Genomic DNA, 19483 nt, shown 5'->3' on the forward strand with positions numbered 1-19483 from the left:
ATTTCAAATCTCAAAAATTCTACTTTCCTCATCAATCCTTTTCACAACACTTTCTGTACGTTCTTTGTGCGTATCTGTAATGAAGATTTGCCCAAAGTTTTCCTTGTTCACCAACTCAATCAATTGAGAAACTCTGGTATCATCAAGCTTATCAAAAATATCATCAAGTAAAAGAATTGGCGATTTTCCCGTCAATTCTTTGATTCGATTAATTTGAGCCAATTTCAATGAAACCAAAAAAGATTTCTGCTGACCTTGAGAACCAATCCTTTTAATCGAATTTCCATTCATTTCGAAAATCAAATCATCTTTGTGGATTCCTTTGGAAGTGTAAGTCAAAACCCTGTCTTTATCAATTGAACTCGACAAAAGCTCCTGAAAAGTACTGTCTGAAAGATGAGATTCATAAACCACTGAAACCTTTTCTTTTCCACCAGAAATGATGTCGTAGTAGTGCTGAACAATCGGATTCATTTTCTCTATAAATTCCTTTCTCTTCTCAAAAATCCTTGTTCCAAAGTTCGAAATCGGGTCATTATAAATCTCTAAAGAATCATTATCGAAAGTTCTGTTTTTAGCAAAATATTTTAACAAAGCATTTCGCTGCTGAATAGTTTTCTGATATTGAATCAAATCAAAAAGATAAACAGAATCTGTCTGAGAAATCATTGCATCCAAGAACTTCCTGCGACTTTCCCCGGAATCTGAAATCAAGTTGGAATCGTACGGCGAAATCATCACACTCGGCAAATAACCAATGTGGTCTGACAATCTGTCGTAAGCTTTGTCGTTTTTTTTGATGATTTTTTTGGATTCTCTCGGATGCAGGATTTTGATAATATCTTCTTTCTCTTCATTCTGAATTTCGGATTCAATGGAAAAAAAATCTTCTTCGGATTTGATATTATTAAGGTCTGAATTTCCTAAAAAACTCTTTCCAACAGACAGATAATGAAGCGCATCCAAAATATTGGTTTTCCCTACGCCGTTATTACCTACGAAACAATTGATTTGTGGCGAAAAGTCAAATGAAACCTCGGAGTGATTTTTGAAATTAATGAGTGATAGTTTGTTGATGATCATAATCCTTAAATATTTTCGAGTGCTTCAGGATTTTGATGGTTTTCCCAAAATGAAATGATTGAAATGGTTTCTTTTTCGATATTATAAATCAAACTATAATTTTTAAACACTAACATTCTTACAGTTTCATTAATAGTTTTCTTTTCAGAAAATGGTTGCAACTTTAATTGATTGGTTTTCTCTTTGATGACGAGTCTTAACTTTTTAGAATAAGAATTGCTTTTGTTTCTATTGTTCCAATATTCGAAAATCTCATCTCTTTGTTTCTTTGTAAAATGGGTCCATTCGACTTTTATTTTAGCCATTCTTTATCCATTTTATCCATTTCCTCCTCTGTGTAAACCTTTCCATTTTTCACATCATCCATTCCTTGTTCTATCATCTTCAAAACATAATCTGGAAGAACGACTTTCTCTACCTTAAAATACTCATCAACTTCCTCTTCCGTCATTGGTCTTTCGGATTCGTAGATGGATTCTGGTTCTGCGACGATGTTGTTGGACTTACTTTCAAAATTTTTCAGAAGTGAGGACAACAAATAATAATTCTGGGATTCGCAGATTTTCTGAATCAGTTTTAATTTAATATCGTTGATATTTTCCATCACTCAAAATTTATGTAAAGATAAAAAAACGGTTTTAGAATTAATTTTAAATCAAAAAAGAATTGAAAAATTCAGTAACATTTTCTGAACCACAAAAGACACAAAAGTTATATTTGATTTTAGCTATTCAAAAGTGTAAAAAAGCGTTTGCGTCGAAAAATATTTTTTTAATTATCGTGAATTTTCTTTTGTGACTTTTGTGGTGAAATCTAATTTCCAAAATTAACAAAATGAGGAATATCCGCTCCGAAACCATTTAGTGGTAAAACGTTATTGCGATTGCTATTAAAATCAAAAACAGAATTATTATCAAATGGAACCCGAGGATAATAAGTAAACGAAATCTGAATCCTGTTGAACACCAGATATGGATTATTAATCAAAACACCAATTCCTATTTTTGTATTGGCTGTCGTTCTAAGCAAATTGTCTTCCGGCATTCCCAACCATCCAACTGCTGTTGTAAGATAAGGACTGAAATGGAAATTTTTCCAGGTTTTATTTACAAATAGCTGAAGCTGATATCTCAAAACCAACTTTTTAGTTCCTATATAGTCTGCGTTATAAACAGGAAATTCATCTGATGCAGAAAGATTGATTCTGTCTTTATAAGAATAATTGTGCTGTGGATTTCCAAGTGCGAGAGTTGGAGAAAAAAAATGTCGGACTTTAGCAAATTTCCAGTCCATCAGATTGGTAAAATAAGTTCCATCAAACCGGAAAGATTCTCTATTTTGACTATCCTCATTGAAGAATCTTCCAAACTGTGCTTTCACACTGAAGTAACCAATCTTGGTAAAATCTCCGTAAGCGCCCGAAACGCCAACGTATGGCATAACTTCTTTACTTCTTGATAAAAGTCCGCCCGTCAAGCTGAAGGAATTTCCGTACGAAATATCCTCAGGCAATTCATATTGAAAAATATTTTTCTCTACAGAGAATTTCCTCTGAATAAATCCCGCTGAAGCCAGGAAACTATTGTAGGACTGGAAATAATCAAACTGGTCAATTCCCGGACTGTCTTTGTATTGATAATTCTGAAAACGTCCTATAAATGCGATGTTGCTGGAAACCCTTTCCTCAGGATTTGCAGAAACAGGAATCTGATATCCACCCCACAAATCCTGACTATAAACTTTGATTTGGACTTGTGGCAAAGCACTTCTGTCAACCATTGGCAAAGCCACATTCCGCATAAAATATTCGAAGGAGAAACCGCCGGCCCATTTTGTTAGAGGAGAGAAAAAATCTCTTCTTGCATTCACATTGATTCGTTCATTTCTCCAAAAATCCCGTTCTCCCAAAACCTGAGCGTTGATGTAGGAACCGAAAAGGTTGTAAGCCGTATAACTTCCCAAAAGATAGTCCTGATTTTGCTTGGAATCGTTTCTGTAAAGGAAATCGGCTTTGTGCCCCAAACCAAGAAAGTTTTCTTCTGTCACACCCATTCCGATTTTGCTTCCGGAGAAACTAGCGCGCGGTTTCAAACTCCAGGAGTCAAGAACTTGTACCACAACATCTATAGAATCTTTTGTCGATGTGCTGTCGGCAATCGTAATTTTGACTCTGTTTACAAAAGGCATTTCACGCAAAAGACGTTCAGATTCGTAAAGTTTTTGAGCATTATATTCTTCGCCTTTTTTGAAAAGCAAATAATTGTTGACTGTCGAAATTCTGGTATTGGAATGTAGATGATTTGTAAACCAGTCATACCAGCGGGACTTTTCCTTTTTTTCTTTGGTGTTATATCCAAACGGGTCAATCGTTTCTATTTTGATATTTCGTATATGTTTTCCGTCGTATGAGGCTTGCGTTTCTTTTTCAGTTCGGGTTTTCACAGAAACAGAATCCGCCTCACGCCGAAAGATGAAACGATGAATGAATTTAGTAAATTTTCTTTTGTCTGAGTACTTTTCAATCTTGTAATAGATAGAATCCTTTTTCTCTTTCTCCTGCGCAGACACAAAAGAAACACTACATAAAAACAAAATTAACGCAAAAATATTTTTATGCATCAGATTACAAATACTTCAAAAATTAATTAATAAAATCCTAATATCAATTTACAAGCCAATAAAGTAAAATTATAAACAAAGGCAATCCGCTACAAGATTCTACCCAAAAGGAAAAGTAGCTTTCCAGATTATCATTTTCCGAAAAATAAATCAGAATAAATGTAAAAACCGTTGTTATCAAAAAACTAAGAGCGAATTGTCCCTGCAGAAATATCAAACCTAACAAACAAGCAACGAAAACCAACAGATAAGCCAGATATTTTGTCTTCTGAACACCGATTAATATAGGGAAAGTAACCACACCATCACTTTTCATATCCCGAATATCAAAAGGCAAAACCAAAGCCGAAACAAAAAACCACGAAATCCAGAAAATCGACCAATTAAATTCCGGAAGAATAAGCCAGGAATTGATTAAGGCCCAGGTCAAACCCACATAAAAAATTTTTAGCAAAGGTATTCTCCTAATGAACTTTTCAAGAAAAAAAGAATTATAAAGCAAGCCCAAAACCACAATAATTGCCCATTTCAAGAGTCTGTATTCATTGTGATTTTTGAGAATGAGAATGACGCTGACAATTCCGCAAATACAATTGAAAATCAAAATCTTAAAGAAAATTTTCTTATCGCTTTGATATTTGGTGTAAAGATAACCGCTGAAATACGTGATGAAAATCAAAAGCAAAGTCGGCCATCGGAATATCTTTTGATCCAGCATAAAAAATATAGCCAGAAAAGTCCCCATCAATGAGACATACACCTGACTGTCAATCACATATTTTTTTGCTAAATTTAAAATCGACATTTTACTTTTAACAAATGTCCGAAAAATTGTTCTAAATCAATGAGATTTCGAAAGTGTTAATTTTTAAAAAAGATATTAATCTTTCCAACCTTTGATAAAATAATGCATCTTTATACAGTGAATCATTCACTAAAAAAAAATAAAAGTCATATATGAAAATCATTAAATCAGTCTCAGTTTTCTTGCTGATGCTTTTCTTCATCAACTTTTCGGCGCAGAATTACTACGATTCTCAATGGAAAAAAGTGGAAGAAAACTACAAGAAAGGAACTTACAAAAGTAATCTTCCGATAATTCTGGACATTCAAAACCAAGCGATGAAAGACAACAACGCCATCCAAATCATCAAATCTCTGAAAGCGGAATTCAGCATCCTGAAGCAAACGCACGATGACACGCAGAATGATGAAAACTCAAAATTCTTTTCGAAACTTCAGAGCACGAAAACCAAACTGAAAGGCGATGAAAAGCAATTGTTTCATCTTCTGACATTAGAATTCATCAATGATTATTACGATAACAATTCGTGGAAAATCAATCAGAAAACGAATATCGACAATCAAAATCTGTCACAAATCGAGACCTGGAGCAAACTGGATTTCAAGAATTTCCTTGCTAAAAACTATTCAGATTTGGAGAAAGAAGAATCGGTTTTGAAGAAAATTCAGACTCAGAAGTACAAGGACATTTTTGAGGCGACGGAAAATTTGGACTACTTCCCTACTCTTTCGGATTGGTCAAATTTCAATTACATCGAGTTTTTAAGAAATCAAAATCTGTTTACACCAAACGAACTGAAAGTCAATTCGAAGAAAATCAATGACATTTATGATTCGGAGATTTCGGCGAATTCTGGAAATTCAAAACTGTATTTCCAACATCAGAAAATCAACTATAATTGTGAACTGAATAATTGCAAAGATAAATTCGCTCAACTTGAAAAACTGGTTGAAGATGAATCTGTAAAAGGCGATTACAAAGTTTTGATTATCGATGAAATGATTGAGCTTCTTCAACAAAAAGACGATAACAAAACCGCTTTGGCTTGGGTCAATAAAGCGAAAGACCTTTATCCAAAATCGAAGTTCATCAATAATATTCTTAACAAAGAAAATGCGATAAAAAATCCGCAACTTAACTTATTTTATGAGAAAGAAACGCAACCGAACAAACCAATCCATATCGTTGCGGAAGGCAAAAATGTAAAGCAATTTTCACTCAATATTTATCAAGTAAAAGATGATTCGCAAGGTTTTCTGAATTACGTTTTTGATTCTTATAAAAATCCATTTTCTAAGGTTAAAAAATCTTTGGCAAGAAAAGATGAATTCAGTTTGCCAGCTTCTTCGGATTTTAAATCTCATAAAACATCTTTGGAACTGAAAGCGCTTCCAGCAGGGATTTATTTGGCGGAATATGTGGTTGAAAATTCGGTTCAGGGGAATTATTATTTCATAGTTTCTGATTCGAAAATTATCTTTTCCAAAAAAGATGATAACGATCCGAAAGCCACAATTCTCAAATTGGTTAATAATGAAAACGGAAAAGCTTTTATCAATGAAAACCTTGATATAATCGAATATGTAAGAGGAAAAGCAGTTACAAAATACACTTTAAAAACTGACAAATCCGGTAATTTCCAGTTTCCAAATTCTGCAAATCAGGAATATTACAGAAACTTCCTCGTGAAAAACGGAAACAATTTTTCGATGATCAATGTTTATGGTTACGATTACGGCAACCGAAACAAATCTGAAAATCAGGAAAGTGCACAGATTTTCCTCGACAGAAAAATCTACAGACCCGGACAAATCGTTTATTTCAAAGTAATTGCAACGGGCATCAACGGCGAAACTCAGAAAATAAAAACGCTGGAAAAAGTGAAGTTGAATATCACTTTGAACGACACCAACGGCGAAGAATTACAAACTTTGAAACTGACAACCAATCAATTTGGTTCTGTTAATGGAAGTTTTACTTTACCTAAAAATAAATTGAACGGGAATTTCAATATCGAAGTTGATAATGATGACGATGATGCCAGTTATAACATTAGTGGATACGCAGATTTTCAGGTTGAGGAATACAAACGTCCGAAATTTGAAGTGACTTTTGAACCGATAAAAGATGAGTACAAATACGGCCAAACCATTGAGCTGAAAGGAAAGGCAATGATGTTTTCCGGCGTTGCTTTGAGCAATTCGACCGTGAATTATGAAATCAAAAAACAAAATATCCGTTGGCGCTATTTCTGGTGGTATCCGCGTGGAAATGATAATGAAAACTCAATTCTGGGAACGGCAAAAACCAATGAAAAAGGCGAATTTACCATCAAAGTAGAACTTAAAAAAGATGAAACTTTGGAAGGTATCCAGATTGATAATTACGCCATCAACGCTTCTGTGACGGACATCAACGGCGAAACGCAATCTGCAGACACTAATGTAAAAGTGGCTTCGGTTTCTCATTATATTTCGGCGGACAATGTTGACAATATTTTCTCTGATGAAGCTGTAAAACTGACTGTTTCGACGAAAAATTACAACGACCAAGTGCTTGCGAAATCTTACAAGGCAAAACTTGAAAAGCTGGAAGAACCGAGGCAGATTTTCAGAAGTCAGTTTGAAAATACAATTCAGGATTTGCCGAAACTTTCTAAGGAAGAATTTGTGCAAAAGTTTCCTCACGACAGATTTGATAAAACTAATGAAGAGAAAAACTGGAAAGTTGAAAAAGTTGTTTTAAATAAAATTCAAGAAACAAGTAAAGAGAATCAAGATTTGAAAAACAATCTCGATTTAGGGAAACTGGAAGCGGGAACTTACAAGCTTCAACTTTATAATATCGAAGGAAAAGACACGATAAAATCCGAGCAATTTTTCAAAGTTTGGGACAAAAAATCGCTTGGACAAAATCAAAAACCTTTCCTGGAAGTCGTTAAACCAAAACAGGATTTCAAACGTGGTGAGAAGGCGAAAGTGTTTGTTTACTCTGCCGTTCCTGATGCTTTGGTGAATGTTTTTGTTCAAAATGGGAAAGGCGAAACGGTGACGGAAACGCATTCTTTCAAAAATGGAATTCTGGAATATGAAACTGTGATTCCGAAAGATGAAACTGTTTCGAGAGTTAATTTGCAGTTTCAGTTAGTTGCATTTAATGATGTAAAAACGGAGAATGTGGATTTGAAAATTGCTGACAGTAAAGATGATTTGAAAATTGAAACGGTGACTTTCCGCGACAAACTTCAGCCGGGACAAAAAGAAAAATGGACAGTGAAAGTTTCCGGTGCTGATAAAGAGAAAATCAATGCGGAAGTTTTGGCGGGAATGTATGACAAATCGCTTGACCAATTTGCTGTGAACAGTTGGAATTGGCAGGGATTTTATTCGCAGTTTTTCCAAAGTTCTTATGATTTGAGAAATGGTTTAAGCCAGGAAAGTTTCAATCAAAATTTTAAATTTGTAAAGACTTATAATGTTAATAGTCCTCAATTTAATTGGTTTGATAGAAGACTTTATAATAGAAATTCAATATATGGAAATACTATAAGTGCTTTAGAAGGCAAAGTTGCTGGAGTTCAAGTGCAAGCAATGGGAGATCCTGGATCAGCAGATAAAGTTGTTATCAGAGGTTATGCATCTGTAAAATCTGCAGCAAAAATGGCAACTCCACCTCCACCAAATAAAGAACTTGAGGAAGTTGTAGTAGCAGGATATTCCACTCAGAAACAAAACGAAAATTTAGAAAAAATCCCAGTTCGTCAAAACCTCAACGAAACGGCATTTTTCTATCCAAATCTTTTGACGGATAAAGATGGTAATGTGAGTTTTGAATTCACTTCTCCGGAAGCTTTGACGCAATGGAAATTTATGTTTTTAGCTCATACGAAAGATGCGCGTTCTGCGACTTTAGAAAAATCGGTGGTGACGCAGAAAGAGTTTTCTATCACACCAAATTATCCAAGATTTTTGCGTGAAGGTGATGAATTGAATCTGCAATCTAAATTATCAAGTTTGGTGAATCAAAAACTGAATGGTGTGGCGCAATTGCAGATTTTGGATACGTTTACGAATGAAGATATTTCGGAGAAATTCGGGATTAATCAATTGACGGCGGTTGCAGGTTTTAATAAAGAACAATCTTTTTTATTGAGTGAAAACGGAAACTCTGTTGTGAATTGGAAATTGAAAGTTCCGAATGATGTTTCATCAATTATTATTAAAATAGTTGCGAAAGCTGGAAACTTCTCTGATGGCGAGCAAAAAGCAATTGCCGTTTTGCCGAACAGAATGTTGGTGACAGATGCGCTTCCGATTTTTGTGAAAGAAGGACAGACGAAAACTTTCACTTTGGAAAATCTGAAAAACTCCAATTCTAAAACTTTGACCAATGTTTCCAATACTTTGGAACTGACGACGAATCCGATTTGGGAAATTATGTTTGCGCTTCCTAGTTTGAAAAATGACACGAATAATTCTGCGGATGTCATCTTCAATAAATGGTTTGCGGATGTTTTGGCGTCAGAAATCTTCAAAGCGAATCCGAAACTGAAAACGGTTTTCGATGAATACCAATCTAAAGGTTTATTGACTTCGAATCTTGAAAAAAATCAGGAGCTGAAACAATTGTTGCTGGAAGAAACGCCTTGGGTTTTGGAATCTAAAAACGAAACCGAACAAATGGAAAAATTAGCAAGATTGTTCGATGCGAATACGATGCGAAATTCCATTCAAAATGATTGGAGCGAATTGCAAAAATTGCAAAATCCAGACGGCGGTTTCAGTTGGTACGCAGGTTATCCGAGTTCATATTACAATTCACTTTATATCTTGAAAAATTTAGGAAAAATCAATGAATGGCTGAAAGGAAATGTGGCGGATTATCAAAGTTCCGAACAAAAAGAAATGTTGACGAAACTGGTTTTTTATGTGGATAATGAAGTGAATAAATATTGGAAAACAGATAAAGATAATGTTTGGAACAACTTCGTGATTGATTATCTCGACACCCGAAATTATTGGGAAAAAGAATATCCTTTAAAAAATAAAGGGGCGACATTGAAATCTTTAGTAACATCAAAAGCGAAAACAGCTAAAATCACTGATTTCACATTCTTTGGATTGCATCGTTCGGCGTTACTATTCAATAATTATGGTTTGAAAGACGTTTCGAAAAAATTAATGACTTATCTTAAGGAAACTTCGACAAATACGGATACTCAAGGGGTTTATTGGAAACAAAACTTGAACGATTGGGGTTGGTATTCTTCAAAAACCGTGAATCACGCCGGCGCTTTGGAAGCGTTTAATAAATTGACGCCGACGGATGAAACTTTCATTGAAGAAATGAAAATCTGGCTCGTGACCCAAAAAGAAGTGAGTTCCTGGGGAAGTTCGCGCGGCACTGCTGAAGTGATTTTCACGATTTTAAATTCCGGAAAATCCTGGACTTCTGCGGAATCTGACAAAGCAGAAATTACTTGGGGCGGAAAAGCTTTGAATCCTCAAACACAAGCGACAGGTTATGTGAAACAAGCAATTACTTCTGATAATTTGGATAAAAATCTGGCAACGGTTTCCATTAAAAAAGACAGTCCGGGAATTGTGCAAGGTGGTTTGTTCTGGCAATATTATGAGGATTTAGACAAAATAAAATCTTCGGAAACTTATATTTCCATCACGAAAGAATTGTACAAAAAAGTAAAAACTGAAAACGGCGAACAATTAATTAAAATCAATGAAAATTCGCCTTTGAAAGTTGGTGATAAAGTGACAGTGAGAATGATTCTGAACACCGACAGAAATATGGAATTCATTCACCTGAAAGATATGCGAGCGGCAGGTTTTGAACCTTTGGACGTGATTTCTGGTTACGAATGGAAAAATAATCTGGGGTATTACCAATCCACAAAAGATGCTTCCACCAACTTCTACATCGAATATATGCCGAAAGGAAAATATGTTTTCGAATACGATTACGTGGCAAATGCAAGCGGGAAATTCAGCAACGGCATTACGACTTTGCAGAATTATTACGCACCACAGATGAATGCACATACCCAGGGAACGAAGGTTGTAATTTCGGAATAACTTATAAAGTTTCAATTTAACAAAAAGAGGTTTCAAATATTTGAAGCCTCTTTTTATTTATAGAAATGAATATGTTAAATTATGAAGCACATTGCATTATTTTTCTTATTTTAGCAAAAAAAAGTATGAAATTAAGGTTTCTTTTGTACTTTTCTTTATTGATTCACTTATTTTCTTGTCAAAATGCAAAAATCAAAGGTGTTGAAATGGAGCTAAAGACAGTTGAATTTGAAGAAATCAATCACGTCAAGCTTAAACTTATTGATTCTGAATATCAAATCCTTAAGTCGCAGGATGAAATAAACGTGATTTACAAAAAAATAAACGACAACAATCCTTCTCCAAGAAAGAATCCAATTCCGTCTTACAATGAGAATGAAACTTACATTGTCCTACAACCCAAAATTGAGCAATCGGATTTTAGTGTTGAGGGAATTTCGGAAAGTAATCAAAACTTGAAAATAAAAATTCAGCAGTATAATAATCCTGAATTCAAAGACAAAAAATATCCGATAAGTATTATCAAGCTAAATAAAAAAAGCAATTACAAGAGTGTAGAAATTAATAAATAAGAAAAAATTAAAATATTCAACAATGAACAAAAAATTACTATTTACAGTAGGTGTAATGTTCTCGGGAATGCTATTCTCGCAGAAAAATTACTGGAAGCCAGTATCCGGTGTTGACAGCAAAGCAGCAGTCTATGACAAAACCGCAACCCCAGCAAAGTACAAACTGTACAAATTAAATACGGAAGAAATAAATGCTGACTTAGCAAATGCTCCTAAACGTTTTTCCAATAACGAATCACTAGTTCTAAAATTCCCTACAGCGGAAGGAAAACTGGTAGACTATGTAATCCAGGAAGCGTCTGTGATGGATCCGGCTTTGCAGGCAAAATATCCTAACATCAGATCTTATGTAGGTTACGAAAAAGGTAACTCCGGAAATTCAATCCGTTTCAGCGTTTCTCCTTATGATGGCGTAAATGTCATGTATTATAATGGCGGAAAAACTTCATATCTGGATACTTATACAACGGATAAATCTACTTACATGGTTTACAACCGTGAAGATCTGGGTGCTGATACTCAAGGATTTGTTTGTGAATTCAAAAATTCTGAGACTGAAAATATCACAGATCCAATTCCACAATCTTTGGTACAGGATGGGAAATTTAGAAATTACAGATTAGCATTATCATCTACTGTGGAATATTCTAACTATCATATCAACAGAGCTGGATTATCTGCGGGGACAACAGAACAAAAAAAAGCAGCTGTTCTTGCTGCTATGAATACCACGATGACCAGAGTAAACGGAATCTATGAAAAGACGATTTCCCTTACGATGACGATGATCGCAAATAATGATGTTTTACTTTCAATTGGTGTTGATGCTTACGGTCCCGGATTTACAAATAATGACGGAGCAACTTTGCTAAATGAAAATCAAGCTTTCGTAGATGCAACAATCGGAAGTGCTGCTTATGACATCGGGCACATCTTCAGTACTGGCGGTGGCGGTATTGCACAATTGAATTCCCCTTGTAGCAACAATGGGAAAGCAAGAGGCGTTACAGGGCGCTCTGCACCAAGAACTGATGCATTTGATATCGATTATGTAGCACACGAGATGGGACATCAGTGGGGAGCAACTCATACCTTCGATAATTCATGCGGAGGAAACAGAACATCATCCACTTCTGTAGAACCAGGCAGTGGAAGCACAATTATGGCTTACGCAGGAATTTGTCCACCAAATATCCAGAATAATAGTGATGCACATTTCCAAGTGGTAAGTGTAAACCAAATGTACAGTAACATCACGGTAGGCGTGGGATCAAATTGCGGTGTGCAAACTGCCAACAACAATCAGGTTCCTGTGATCCAGCCTTTGTCTAACTACACAATTCCTAATGGAACTGCATTTGTTTTATCTGCAACTGCTACAGATCCAGACGGTGATGCACTAACTTATCTTTGGGATCAGACAAACACCAGACCAACAACAACTTCTACTACGCCTTCTCCTACACAGACTACAGGATCAGTATTTAGATCTTTTGCCCCAAAAACTACCAGCGAGCGTTACTTCCCTGTTATGACTGCAGTTGCAGCAGGAAATCTTGCTCCAACCTGGGAAGTAATTCCTACAGTGGCAAGATCACTAACTTTCGCTCTTTTTGCTAATGATAACAAGGCAACCGGAAATCAGGCTGCGAGAGCAAATATGACAGTAACAGTTGCGGCAACAGGTCCTTTCAAAGTGACCTCTCAGGCCGTTGCAGCTAACTATGTTGGTGGAACACCATTGACAGTTACGTGGGATGTTGCAGGAACTAATGCGGCACCTATCAATACTGCAAATGTTCAGATTTATATTTCTTCTGACAATGGTCTTACTTATCCAACTCTATTGGCGGAGGTTCCTAATAACGGATCAGCTTCTGTTACACTTCCAAATGAAGATAACGGAAATGCAAGAATCATGGTAAAAGCGGCTAATAATATCTATTTTGCTGTAAATACAACAAGATTTAATATCAGTAAAAACCTTGCTGTGAGTGAAACCGCTTTCAACAAAGGCTTTGCAATCTATCCAAATCCCGCAAAAGGAGAAGTTAATATTTCTTTAACCAAATCTGTGAAAGGTGCTACTTACCAAATTTTAGATTTATCAGGTAAATTAATTTCTAACGGAGCTTTGGAAAATGAAAAAACAAAATTAAATATCTCAGCTCTGAAAACAGGGAACTACAGAATTGTAATTTCAAACAACGGAGAAACAGCCAGTAAAAATCTTATTGTTAAATAATTATTACAATAATACTCCATAAAAAAAGACCAACATTTCTGTTGGTCTTTTTTGTTTTTATTCAGTATTAAAATCCGTATTGCAATCCAATCTGCAATGCATTATTCCGGAGCTGCTTATCATCATTGCTCCAAGTGGTAGAACCGGATTTTTTAATATCTGTGAACCCCATCAAATATCTTGCGCCAATGGTAATATTATTAATTCTAAAACCTAAGCCTACAGCTCCACTCAAGTCAAAATTGTTATAGTTGGAACTATTCCTGTACTTTTTGATGGTCACTACATCATCTGTTTTATTACGATCACTATTTCCTACAAGAAAAGAAAACTGTGAACCAGCTTCAACATAAAACTTAGGGATTGGCTCAAACTGAAACATAATAGGAGCTGAAACATAATCCAAACCAAGAGTATGGGATGTTTTGCTATTTTCATACTTTACACCTACACTGTTATAAAGCACTTCCGGCTGAATACTGAACACATTATTGACCGGTGCGTGCATATAAATACCCACGTAATAACCAAGTTTTGCATTTGTATCGTCCCAACTTCTTTCTTTACTAATGGTTGAAATATTAGCACCACCTTTTACACCAAAAGACTGCGCCTGAACTATTGACAAGGTAGCAATTGCAAAAAAACAAAAAATTCTCTTCATAAATATCTTTTTATTAAGACAAAAGTAAAGAATATGAAACAAAAAAAGACCGATTGAATCGGTCTTTTATAATATTTAAGATTTTGTAATATTAGAATTTGTAAGACAATCCGACTTGGAAAGTATTGTTTCTGTTCTTATTGTCATTATTTTCTAATGATGTATTACCATTTTCATCATTATTCTTTTTGTTGATATCTGTAAATCCTGCAACATATCTTGCATTGATACCAAAGTTTGGTGTAAAATTAAATCCTAAACCAAGACCTGCTCCCATATTAAAAGAACTTATACCATCTTTAATATCAGTAGAACCAGATGTAGTACTTGTTGAAGTGCTGCCTCCAGTAGTTGTTTCTCTAGTTAAATCTCCTTTATCTTTTGCACTAACTAAGAATCCAAATTCCGGACCTGCTTCTAAATAGAAAGCTGGAGTTGCGTGGAACTGAAACATTACAGGTACAGTAATGTAATCTAAGTTACGACTCTGAGAAGATTTGTAATTTGTAGTGGTACCTAAAACTTCAGTAGTATAACTCTGAGTAACTTTTGCCCCATATTGACTGTATAAAACCTCAGGCTGAATACTGAACATTTCTGACAATGGTGCATTCATAAAAACACCACCATAGAAACCAGCTTTTGATTTTGAATCTTCATAACCATCATCAGAAATTGAAGATACATTAAGACCCGCTTTCAAACCGAATGTTGGACTTGTTTGAGCAAATGCAAAAGTTCCTGCTACCAAACCTAATCCTAAAAATAACTTTTTCATAATATCAAATTTTAATTTTGTTTTACGGGAAGCATACTTCCAAATACTTTGCCAAAAAATTAAAAATAAATGATATTTTTTTCGATTATAGTTTCAAATAATTAGTTATCAATGAATTAAAAATCATATTCAATGAATAATATTATGATTTTTGATTCATATTTTTGTAAAAACTCAGTGTCAGATTAATCTGATCCACGTGTAATTTCTGGTCAAAAACACAACTTCCCAAGCCATTAATGAGAGAAAAATTGATATTTCCATCCTGATTTTTCTTGTCATTGAACATCAAATCCATAATAGCACCATTCTTAAATTCTGAAATATCGATGTATGGAAAGAATCTTTGAATTTTGGTAATAATCACGGAGGAAACTTCAACATCTATCAACCCGGCAAGCAAAGCCAGATGCGTTTCACAAATCATTCCTAGTGCAACTGCTTCTCCGTGAGGAATCAGAGTTCCTTTCTTCAAAAAAAGACTTTCGACCGCGTGACCAATTGTATGACCAAAATTGAGAATTTTTCGGATATTTTCTTCCTTGAAATCTTTTGTAACCACATCATTCTTGATTTCCATACTTCGTTTGATAAATGGCGCAAGATCTTCCGGTGTAACCTTAAATAAAGAGCTTAGCTCTGTCCAATGTTGTCCGTCGGCGATTAAACCGTGTTTCAGCATTTCGGCAAAACCGCTTCTGAGCTCTTTAAAATCCAAAGTTTTCAGAAACCCGGGATAGAAAAAAATCCTTTCTGGCAAGGCAAAAGTTCCGATAATATTTTTAAGAAATTGATGATCGATTCCTGTTTTTCCACCGATAGATGCGTCGCACATTGCCAGCAAAGTCGTGGGAATATTAATAAATTTAAAGCCTCTTTTATAAGTTGAAGCCACGAAACCACCCATATCCGTTACCACGCCACCGCCAAGATTTATCAGAAGGGATTTTCTGTCTGCTTCCATCTCTGAGAAAATTTCCCAAAGCTGGGTTGCTGTTCCAATATTTTTATTTTCTTCGCCGGCTTCTATTTCGATGATCTCGAAAGGTGCGTCGGTTTCTAAATTCGGAAGCAAGATTGGAAGACAATGATCGTGCGTATTCTCATCTACCAGAATAAAAATCTTGCTCGGCGCCAGTTGACCGATATATTCATTAAGACTGCTGAAATCTTTGTCTAGTTCCTGTATCATAACTAATATTTTAACAAAAATAAAAACAAATTGATTAGCAATCTGATTATTTCGAATATTAATTTTATTAAACAAAAAAAGAGAAGCAATCCGCTTCTCTCAAGTTTTACAATTTCGAAATATAATCCCGTAATTCCTGCGCAGAATTCTGAAACTGGAATGATGGATAAATCACAAAGTAATTATTGGGATCTACACATTTTACATAAGCATATTTTGCAACGTCCAGCCTGTCTTTATCGTAAGGCAAAGCTTCGATAAGTGCTTTTACCTGTTCAGAAGTTACCATAGAATTCCTAAGTTGTTGTTTTATTACAGAAACCTTATCATCTCCAAATTTCGTATTTTTTACAACCTGTAAAAAAGAATTAAAAGTGGCATTATTCATCACATTTCCGTAAGAATTTCCTTGATTACTTCCATTGTAGCCCCCTTGATTATTAGTTCCGTAATTTGGATTCCATTGTCCCGAATTACCATTGTAAGGAGAATTCCAGACATCATTCCAGACATCGCCATAATTTCCGTAAGCCTGGCTCTGAAGCGGATAAGTTCCCAAAAGATACAATCCCTGATTATTAAAGAAATCCAAAACCAATCGGGAATTGTTACGGACATTGATTCTTGTTCTGTAAATCAGATAACCGTTTCCATAAATCGAGATAGGAATAGATCCGGGAATCAAGTCAAAAAACCTGTATTTTCCTGCAGAATTGGAAGACATCTGATCGCCAACTTCTACCGTATAAAATCCACGTTCCGGAATTCTCAAAAATACTTCCGCATAACCGAAACCGTAATTTTGATTCCAGTCATAATTTGGAATGCTTCTGTTGCCTGAATTATTGTTTGAATTATTATTGCTTTGCCCCTGATTTTGATTTCTGTAGTTTGAATTATCAAGCGTGTTGCCTCTTTTCCCGGACATTTCTGCTCTTTTGGTTTGCATTTCACTTTTTGAAGCTTCATTTTTCAGAAGTTCTCCGGCTTTTCCGGCTTCCTGTGCAAAAGTGCTGATACTCAATATAAAAATACAAGTAATAAATATTTTTTTCATAGTTAATAGTTTTAATTTATAGTTTTTGATACAATTCTACAAATATGCCAAATTTTCTATTATTATTTAAATATTTTGAAAACAAAATCCATTATTTATTAACTAATTGATAATATTATAATTACAAAATAAAAAAAGAGAAGCAAATTGCTCCTCTTTATATTTTAATCTTTTTAAATTCCAAGATTACATATGGATCGACCTCTTTCCGGTTGCATCCAAAGCTGCTTCTTTCACAGCTTCTGCATAAGTCGGATGCGCGTGAGAACTTCTTGCGATATCTTCTGCACTGGCACGGAACTCCATTGCGATAACGCCTTCTGCAACCAAATCCGCTGCTCTTGCACCAATCATATGGAAACCTAAAACTTCGTCGGTTTTTTCATCAGCAATGATCTTTACAAATCCGTCTGTGTCGCCACTTGCACGGCTTCTTCCTAACGCTCTCATTGGGAAACTTCCCACTTTGTAAGCTACACCTTCTTCTTTCAATTGCTCTTCAGTTTTACCTACTCCGGCAACTTCCGGCCAAGTGTAAACAACGCCTGGAATCAAGTTATAATTGATATGAGGTTTCTGACCAGCCAAAATCTCAGCAACCAAAGTTCCTTCTTCTTCCGCTTTATGAGCCAGCATCGCCCCTTTGATAACGTCACCAATTGCATAAATGTTAGAAACATTTGTCTGAAGATGATCATTAGTTTTCACTCTTCCTCTTTCGTCCAATTCTACTCCAGCTTTTTCCAGTCCAAGTCCGTCTGTGTAAGGTCTTCTTCCAACAGAAACCAAAACATAATCACCTTCGAAGCTGACTTCTTCTCCTTTTTTATTTTTAGCGGTAACTTTTACAGAATCTCCGTTTCTTTCAACTGCAGAAACAGCCGTAGAAAGTTCGAATTTCATTCCTTGTTTTCTAAGAACTTTTTGTAATTCTTTAGACAAACTACCGTCCATTCCAGGAATGATTTTATCCATAAACTCAACAACAGTCACCTGAGAACCTAATCTCAAATAAACAGAACCAAGCTCAAGACCAATTACACCGCCACCAATGACAACTAAATGTTTAGGAATTTCTTTAAGATTAAGAGCTTCCGTAGAAGTGATTATTCTTTCTTTATCAAGATTGATGAAAGGTAAACTGGATGGTTTGGAACCAGTTGCGATGATTGTATATTTGGATTCGATCACTTCAGAAGAACCGTCGTTTTTGGAAACTTTGATCTGAGTTGCAGATTCGAAACTTCCAAGGCCTTCAAAAACAGTGATCTTATTTTTATCCATCAAAAAGTTGATTCCCTTTGTGGTTTGATCCACCACTTCGTTTTTACGGGCAATCATTCTTGCGATGTCAGCAGTCGGCTCATTGATGATGATACCGTGATTTGCAAAATCGTGTTTTGCTTTTTCGAAATGTTCAGAACTATCAAGCAAAGCTTTTGAAGGAATACATCCAACATTAAGACAAGTTCCGCCTAAGGTTGAGTATTTCTCAATAATTGCTGTTTTGAAACCCAATTGGGCAGCACGGATTGCCGCAACATATCCACCAGGACCAGAACCGATAACGGTTACATCAAATTGACTCATAATATTTTGATTATTATTCGAATAAAAATTTCATCAAATTTACGAATTTTAGACGAATTTCAGAACTGATTTTCGTTAAGAAAATTAATCCTTATTTTTGTATCAGATTTAAAAAATCATATTCAAATGTCAATCAAAAACAATTATCAAAAGATTCTTTCTCAACTTCCCGAAAATGTAAAACTGGTAACTGTTTCCAAAACCAATCCTGCTGACAAAATCAAAGAAGTTTATGATCTTGGGCAAAGAGCTTTCGGAGAAAACAAAGTTCAGGAATTGCTGGAAAAGCAAGTTGTTCTTCCGAATGATATTGAGTGGCATCTGATAGGTCATCTTCAGACCAACAAGGTAAAATTCGTAGCAGGTTTTATATCAGTGATAGAAAGCGTGGACAGCGAAAAACTATTGAAAGAAATTGATAAAGAAGCTTTGAAAAACAATAGAAAAATTAATATTTTGCTTCAGGTAAAAATCGCAAAAGAAGAGACAAAATTCGGATTGACTGTTGACGAAGCGAAAGAGATTTTCAACAATTATCTTGATGGAAATTATTCAAATATCGAGATCAAAGGTTTGATGGGAATGGCTAGTTTCGTAGAAGATGAATCTCAAATCCGTGAGGAATTTGGAATCTTGAAAAAACTTTTTGATGAACTTTCAAGCATAAAACCTTTGGAAACTTTGTCAATGGGGATGAGTGGGGATTTTCCTTTAGCAATCGAATGTGGTTCCAATTCTGTGAGAGTTGGATCGGCGATTTTCGGAGAGAGAGTTTATTAGTAGCTGGTT

14 protein-coding genes are annotated in these 19483 nt (G+C 35.2%); 4 read left to right on the forward strand and 10 right to left on the reverse strand.

Annotated elements, in window-relative coordinates:
- Nucleotides 1-3: 3 nt before the first annotated feature.
- From recF to OPU68_RS13835, 5 genes are all read right to left on the reverse strand, one after another.
- Nucleotides 4-1083 (reverse strand): DNA replication/repair protein RecF, encoded by a 1080-nt coding sequence (gene recF / locus OPU68_RS13815; RefSeq protein ID WP_498474566.1) that lies wholly within the window; start codon nucleotides 1081-1083, stop codon nucleotides 4-6.
- Nucleotides 1084-1088: 5 nt separating this feature from the next.
- Nucleotides 1089-1388 carry a type II toxin-antitoxin system RelE/ParE family toxin gene (locus OPU68_RS13820; protein WP_498474567.1) on the reverse strand — a complete coding sequence of 100 codons (300 nt, stop codon included), beginning with the start codon at nucleotides 1386-1388 and terminating at the stop codon, nucleotides 1089-1091.
- Complete coding sequence (locus tag OPU68_RS13825; RefSeq protein ID WP_498474568.1) at nucleotides 1376-1687, reverse strand: hypothetical protein; 312 nt, start codon at nucleotides 1685-1687, stop codon at nucleotides 1376-1378. Before OPU68_RS13825 ends, OPU68_RS13820 begins: the two co-directional genes overlap by 13 nt.
- Before the next feature lie 209 nt (nucleotides 1688-1896).
- On the reverse strand, nucleotides 1897-3702 hold the full coding sequence (locus tag OPU68_RS13830; protein ID WP_498474569.1) for a hypothetical protein: 1806 nt from the start codon (nucleotides 3700-3702) through the stop codon (nucleotides 1897-1899).
- 43 nt (nucleotides 3703-3745) lie between these two features.
- Nucleotides 3746-4507, reverse strand: coding sequence for a UbiA family prenyltransferase (locus tag OPU68_RS13835; RefSeq protein ID WP_498474570.1), 762 nt, complete (start codon nucleotides 4505-4507; stop codon nucleotides 3746-3748).
- 152 nt (nucleotides 4508-4659) lie between these two features.
- On the opposite strand from OPU68_RS13835, the gene OPU68_RS13840 reads away from it, so the two are divergent.
- The 3 genes from OPU68_RS13840 (at nucleotide 4660) to OPU68_RS13850 (ending at nucleotide 13413) form a co-directional block, all read left to right on the forward strand.
- Nucleotides 4660-10596: an alpha-2-macroglobulin family protein gene (locus tag OPU68_RS13840; RefSeq protein WP_498474571.1), complete on the forward strand. Its 5937-nt coding sequence runs from the start codon at nucleotides 4660-4662 to the stop codon at nucleotides 10594-10596.
- A 206-nt stretch (nucleotides 10597-10802) separates the two neighbouring features.
- Nucleotides 10803-11168 (forward strand): hypothetical protein, encoded by a 366-nt coding sequence (locus tag OPU68_RS13845; RefSeq protein WP_498474572.1) that lies wholly within the window; start codon nucleotides 10803-10805, stop codon nucleotides 11166-11168.
- 22 nt (nucleotides 11169-11190) lie between these two features.
- Nucleotides 11191-13413, forward strand: coding sequence for a zinc-dependent metalloprotease (locus OPU68_RS13850; protein ID WP_498474573.1), 2223 nt, complete (start codon nucleotides 11191-11193; stop codon nucleotides 13411-13413).
- A 67-nt stretch (nucleotides 13414-13480) separates the two neighbouring features.
- Here the strand turns inward: OPU68_RS13850 and OPU68_RS13855 are convergent, their stop codons facing one another.
- The 5 genes from OPU68_RS13855 to lpdA form a co-directional block, all read right to left on the reverse strand.
- Complete coding sequence (locus tag OPU68_RS13855; RefSeq protein ID WP_498474574.1) at nucleotides 13481-14077, reverse strand: porin family protein; 597 nt, start codon at nucleotides 14075-14077, stop codon at nucleotides 13481-13483.
- Between the two features lie 91 nt (nucleotides 14078-14168).
- Entirely contained in the window at nucleotides 14169-14855 is a 687-nt protein-coding gene (locus OPU68_RS13860) for an outer membrane beta-barrel protein (protein WP_498474575.1), read from the reverse strand.
- Nucleotides 14856-14997: 142 nt separating this feature from the next.
- The gene (gene aroB, locus OPU68_RS13865) at nucleotides 14998-16047 is read right to left on the reverse strand and encodes a 3-dehydroquinate synthase (protein ID WP_498474576.1); all 1050 of its coding nucleotides are present in this window, start codon (nucleotides 16045-16047) and stop codon (nucleotides 14998-15000) included.
- Between the two features lie 106 nt (nucleotides 16048-16153).
- Nucleotides 16154-17104, reverse strand: a complete 951-nt coding sequence (locus OPU68_RS13870; RefSeq protein WP_498474577.1) for a proline and serine-rich protein 1 family protein — start codon at nucleotides 17102-17104, stop codon at nucleotides 16154-16156.
- A gap of 186 nt (nucleotides 17105-17290) precedes the next feature.
- On the reverse strand, nucleotides 17291-18694 hold the full coding sequence (gene lpdA / locus OPU68_RS13875; RefSeq protein WP_232705354.1) for a dihydrolipoyl dehydrogenase: 1404 nt from the start codon (nucleotides 18692-18694) through the stop codon (nucleotides 17291-17293).
- 126 nt (nucleotides 18695-18820) lie between these two features.
- Between lpdA and OPU68_RS13880 the strand changes: the two genes are divergently transcribed.
- On the forward strand, nucleotides 18821-19474 hold the full coding sequence (locus OPU68_RS13880; RefSeq protein ID WP_498474578.1) for a YggS family pyridoxal phosphate-dependent enzyme: 654 nt from the start codon (nucleotides 18821-18823) through the stop codon (nucleotides 19472-19474).
- Nucleotides 19475-19483: the final 9 nt, after the last annotated feature.

The organism is Chryseobacterium sp. TB1-D10, from assembly GCF_059803555.1.

Coding starts and splice junctions, on each gene's coding strand:
- lpdA (WP_232705354.1), bottom strand. CDS start 18,694: ATGAGTCAATTTGATGTAACCGTTATCGGTTCTGGTCCTGGTGGATAT.
- OPU68_RS13830 (WP_498474569.1), bottom strand. CDS start 3,702: ATGCATAAAAATATTTTTGCGTTAATTTTGTTTTTATGTAGTGTTTCT.
- OPU68_RS13840 (WP_498474571.1), top strand. CDS start 4,660: ATGAAAATCATTAAATCAGTCTCAGTTTTCTTGCTGATGCTTTTCTTC.
- recF (WP_498474566.1), bottom strand. CDS start 1,083: ATGATCATCAACAAACTATCACTCATTAATTTCAAAAATCACTCCGAG.
- OPU68_RS13855 (WP_498474574.1), bottom strand. CDS start 14,077: ATGAAGAGAATTTTTTGTTTTTTTGCAATTGCTACCTTGTCAATAGTT.
- OPU68_RS13825 (WP_498474568.1), bottom strand. CDS start 1,687: ATGGAAAATATCAACGATATTAAATTAAAACTGATTCAGAAAATCTGC.
- OPU68_RS13820 (WP_498474567.1), bottom strand. CDS start 1,388: ATGGCTAAAATAAAAGTCGAATGGACCCATTTTACAAAGAAACAAAGA.
- OPU68_RS13845 (WP_498474572.1), top strand. CDS start 10,803: ATGGAGCTAAAGACAGTTGAATTTGAAGAAATCAATCACGTCAAGCTT.
- OPU68_RS13835 (WP_498474570.1), bottom strand. CDS start 4,507: ATGTCGATTTTAAATTTAGCAAAAAAATATGTGATTGACAGTCAGGTG.
- OPU68_RS13870 (WP_498474577.1), bottom strand. CDS start 17,104: ATGAAAAAAATATTTATTACTTGTATTTTTATATTGAGTATCAGCACT.
- OPU68_RS13860 (WP_498474575.1), bottom strand. CDS start 14,855: ATGAAAAAGTTATTTTTAGGATTAGGTTTGGTAGCAGGAACTTTTGCA.
- OPU68_RS13850 (WP_498474573.1), top strand. CDS start 11,191: ATGAACAAAAAATTACTATTTACAGTAGGTGTAATGTTCTCGGGAATG.
- OPU68_RS13880 (WP_498474578.1), top strand. CDS start 18,821: ATGTCAATCAAAAACAATTATCAAAAGATTCTTTCTCAACTTCCCGAA.
- aroB (WP_498474576.1), bottom strand. CDS start 16,047: ATGATACAGGAACTAGACAAAGATTTCAGCAGTCTTAATGAATATATC.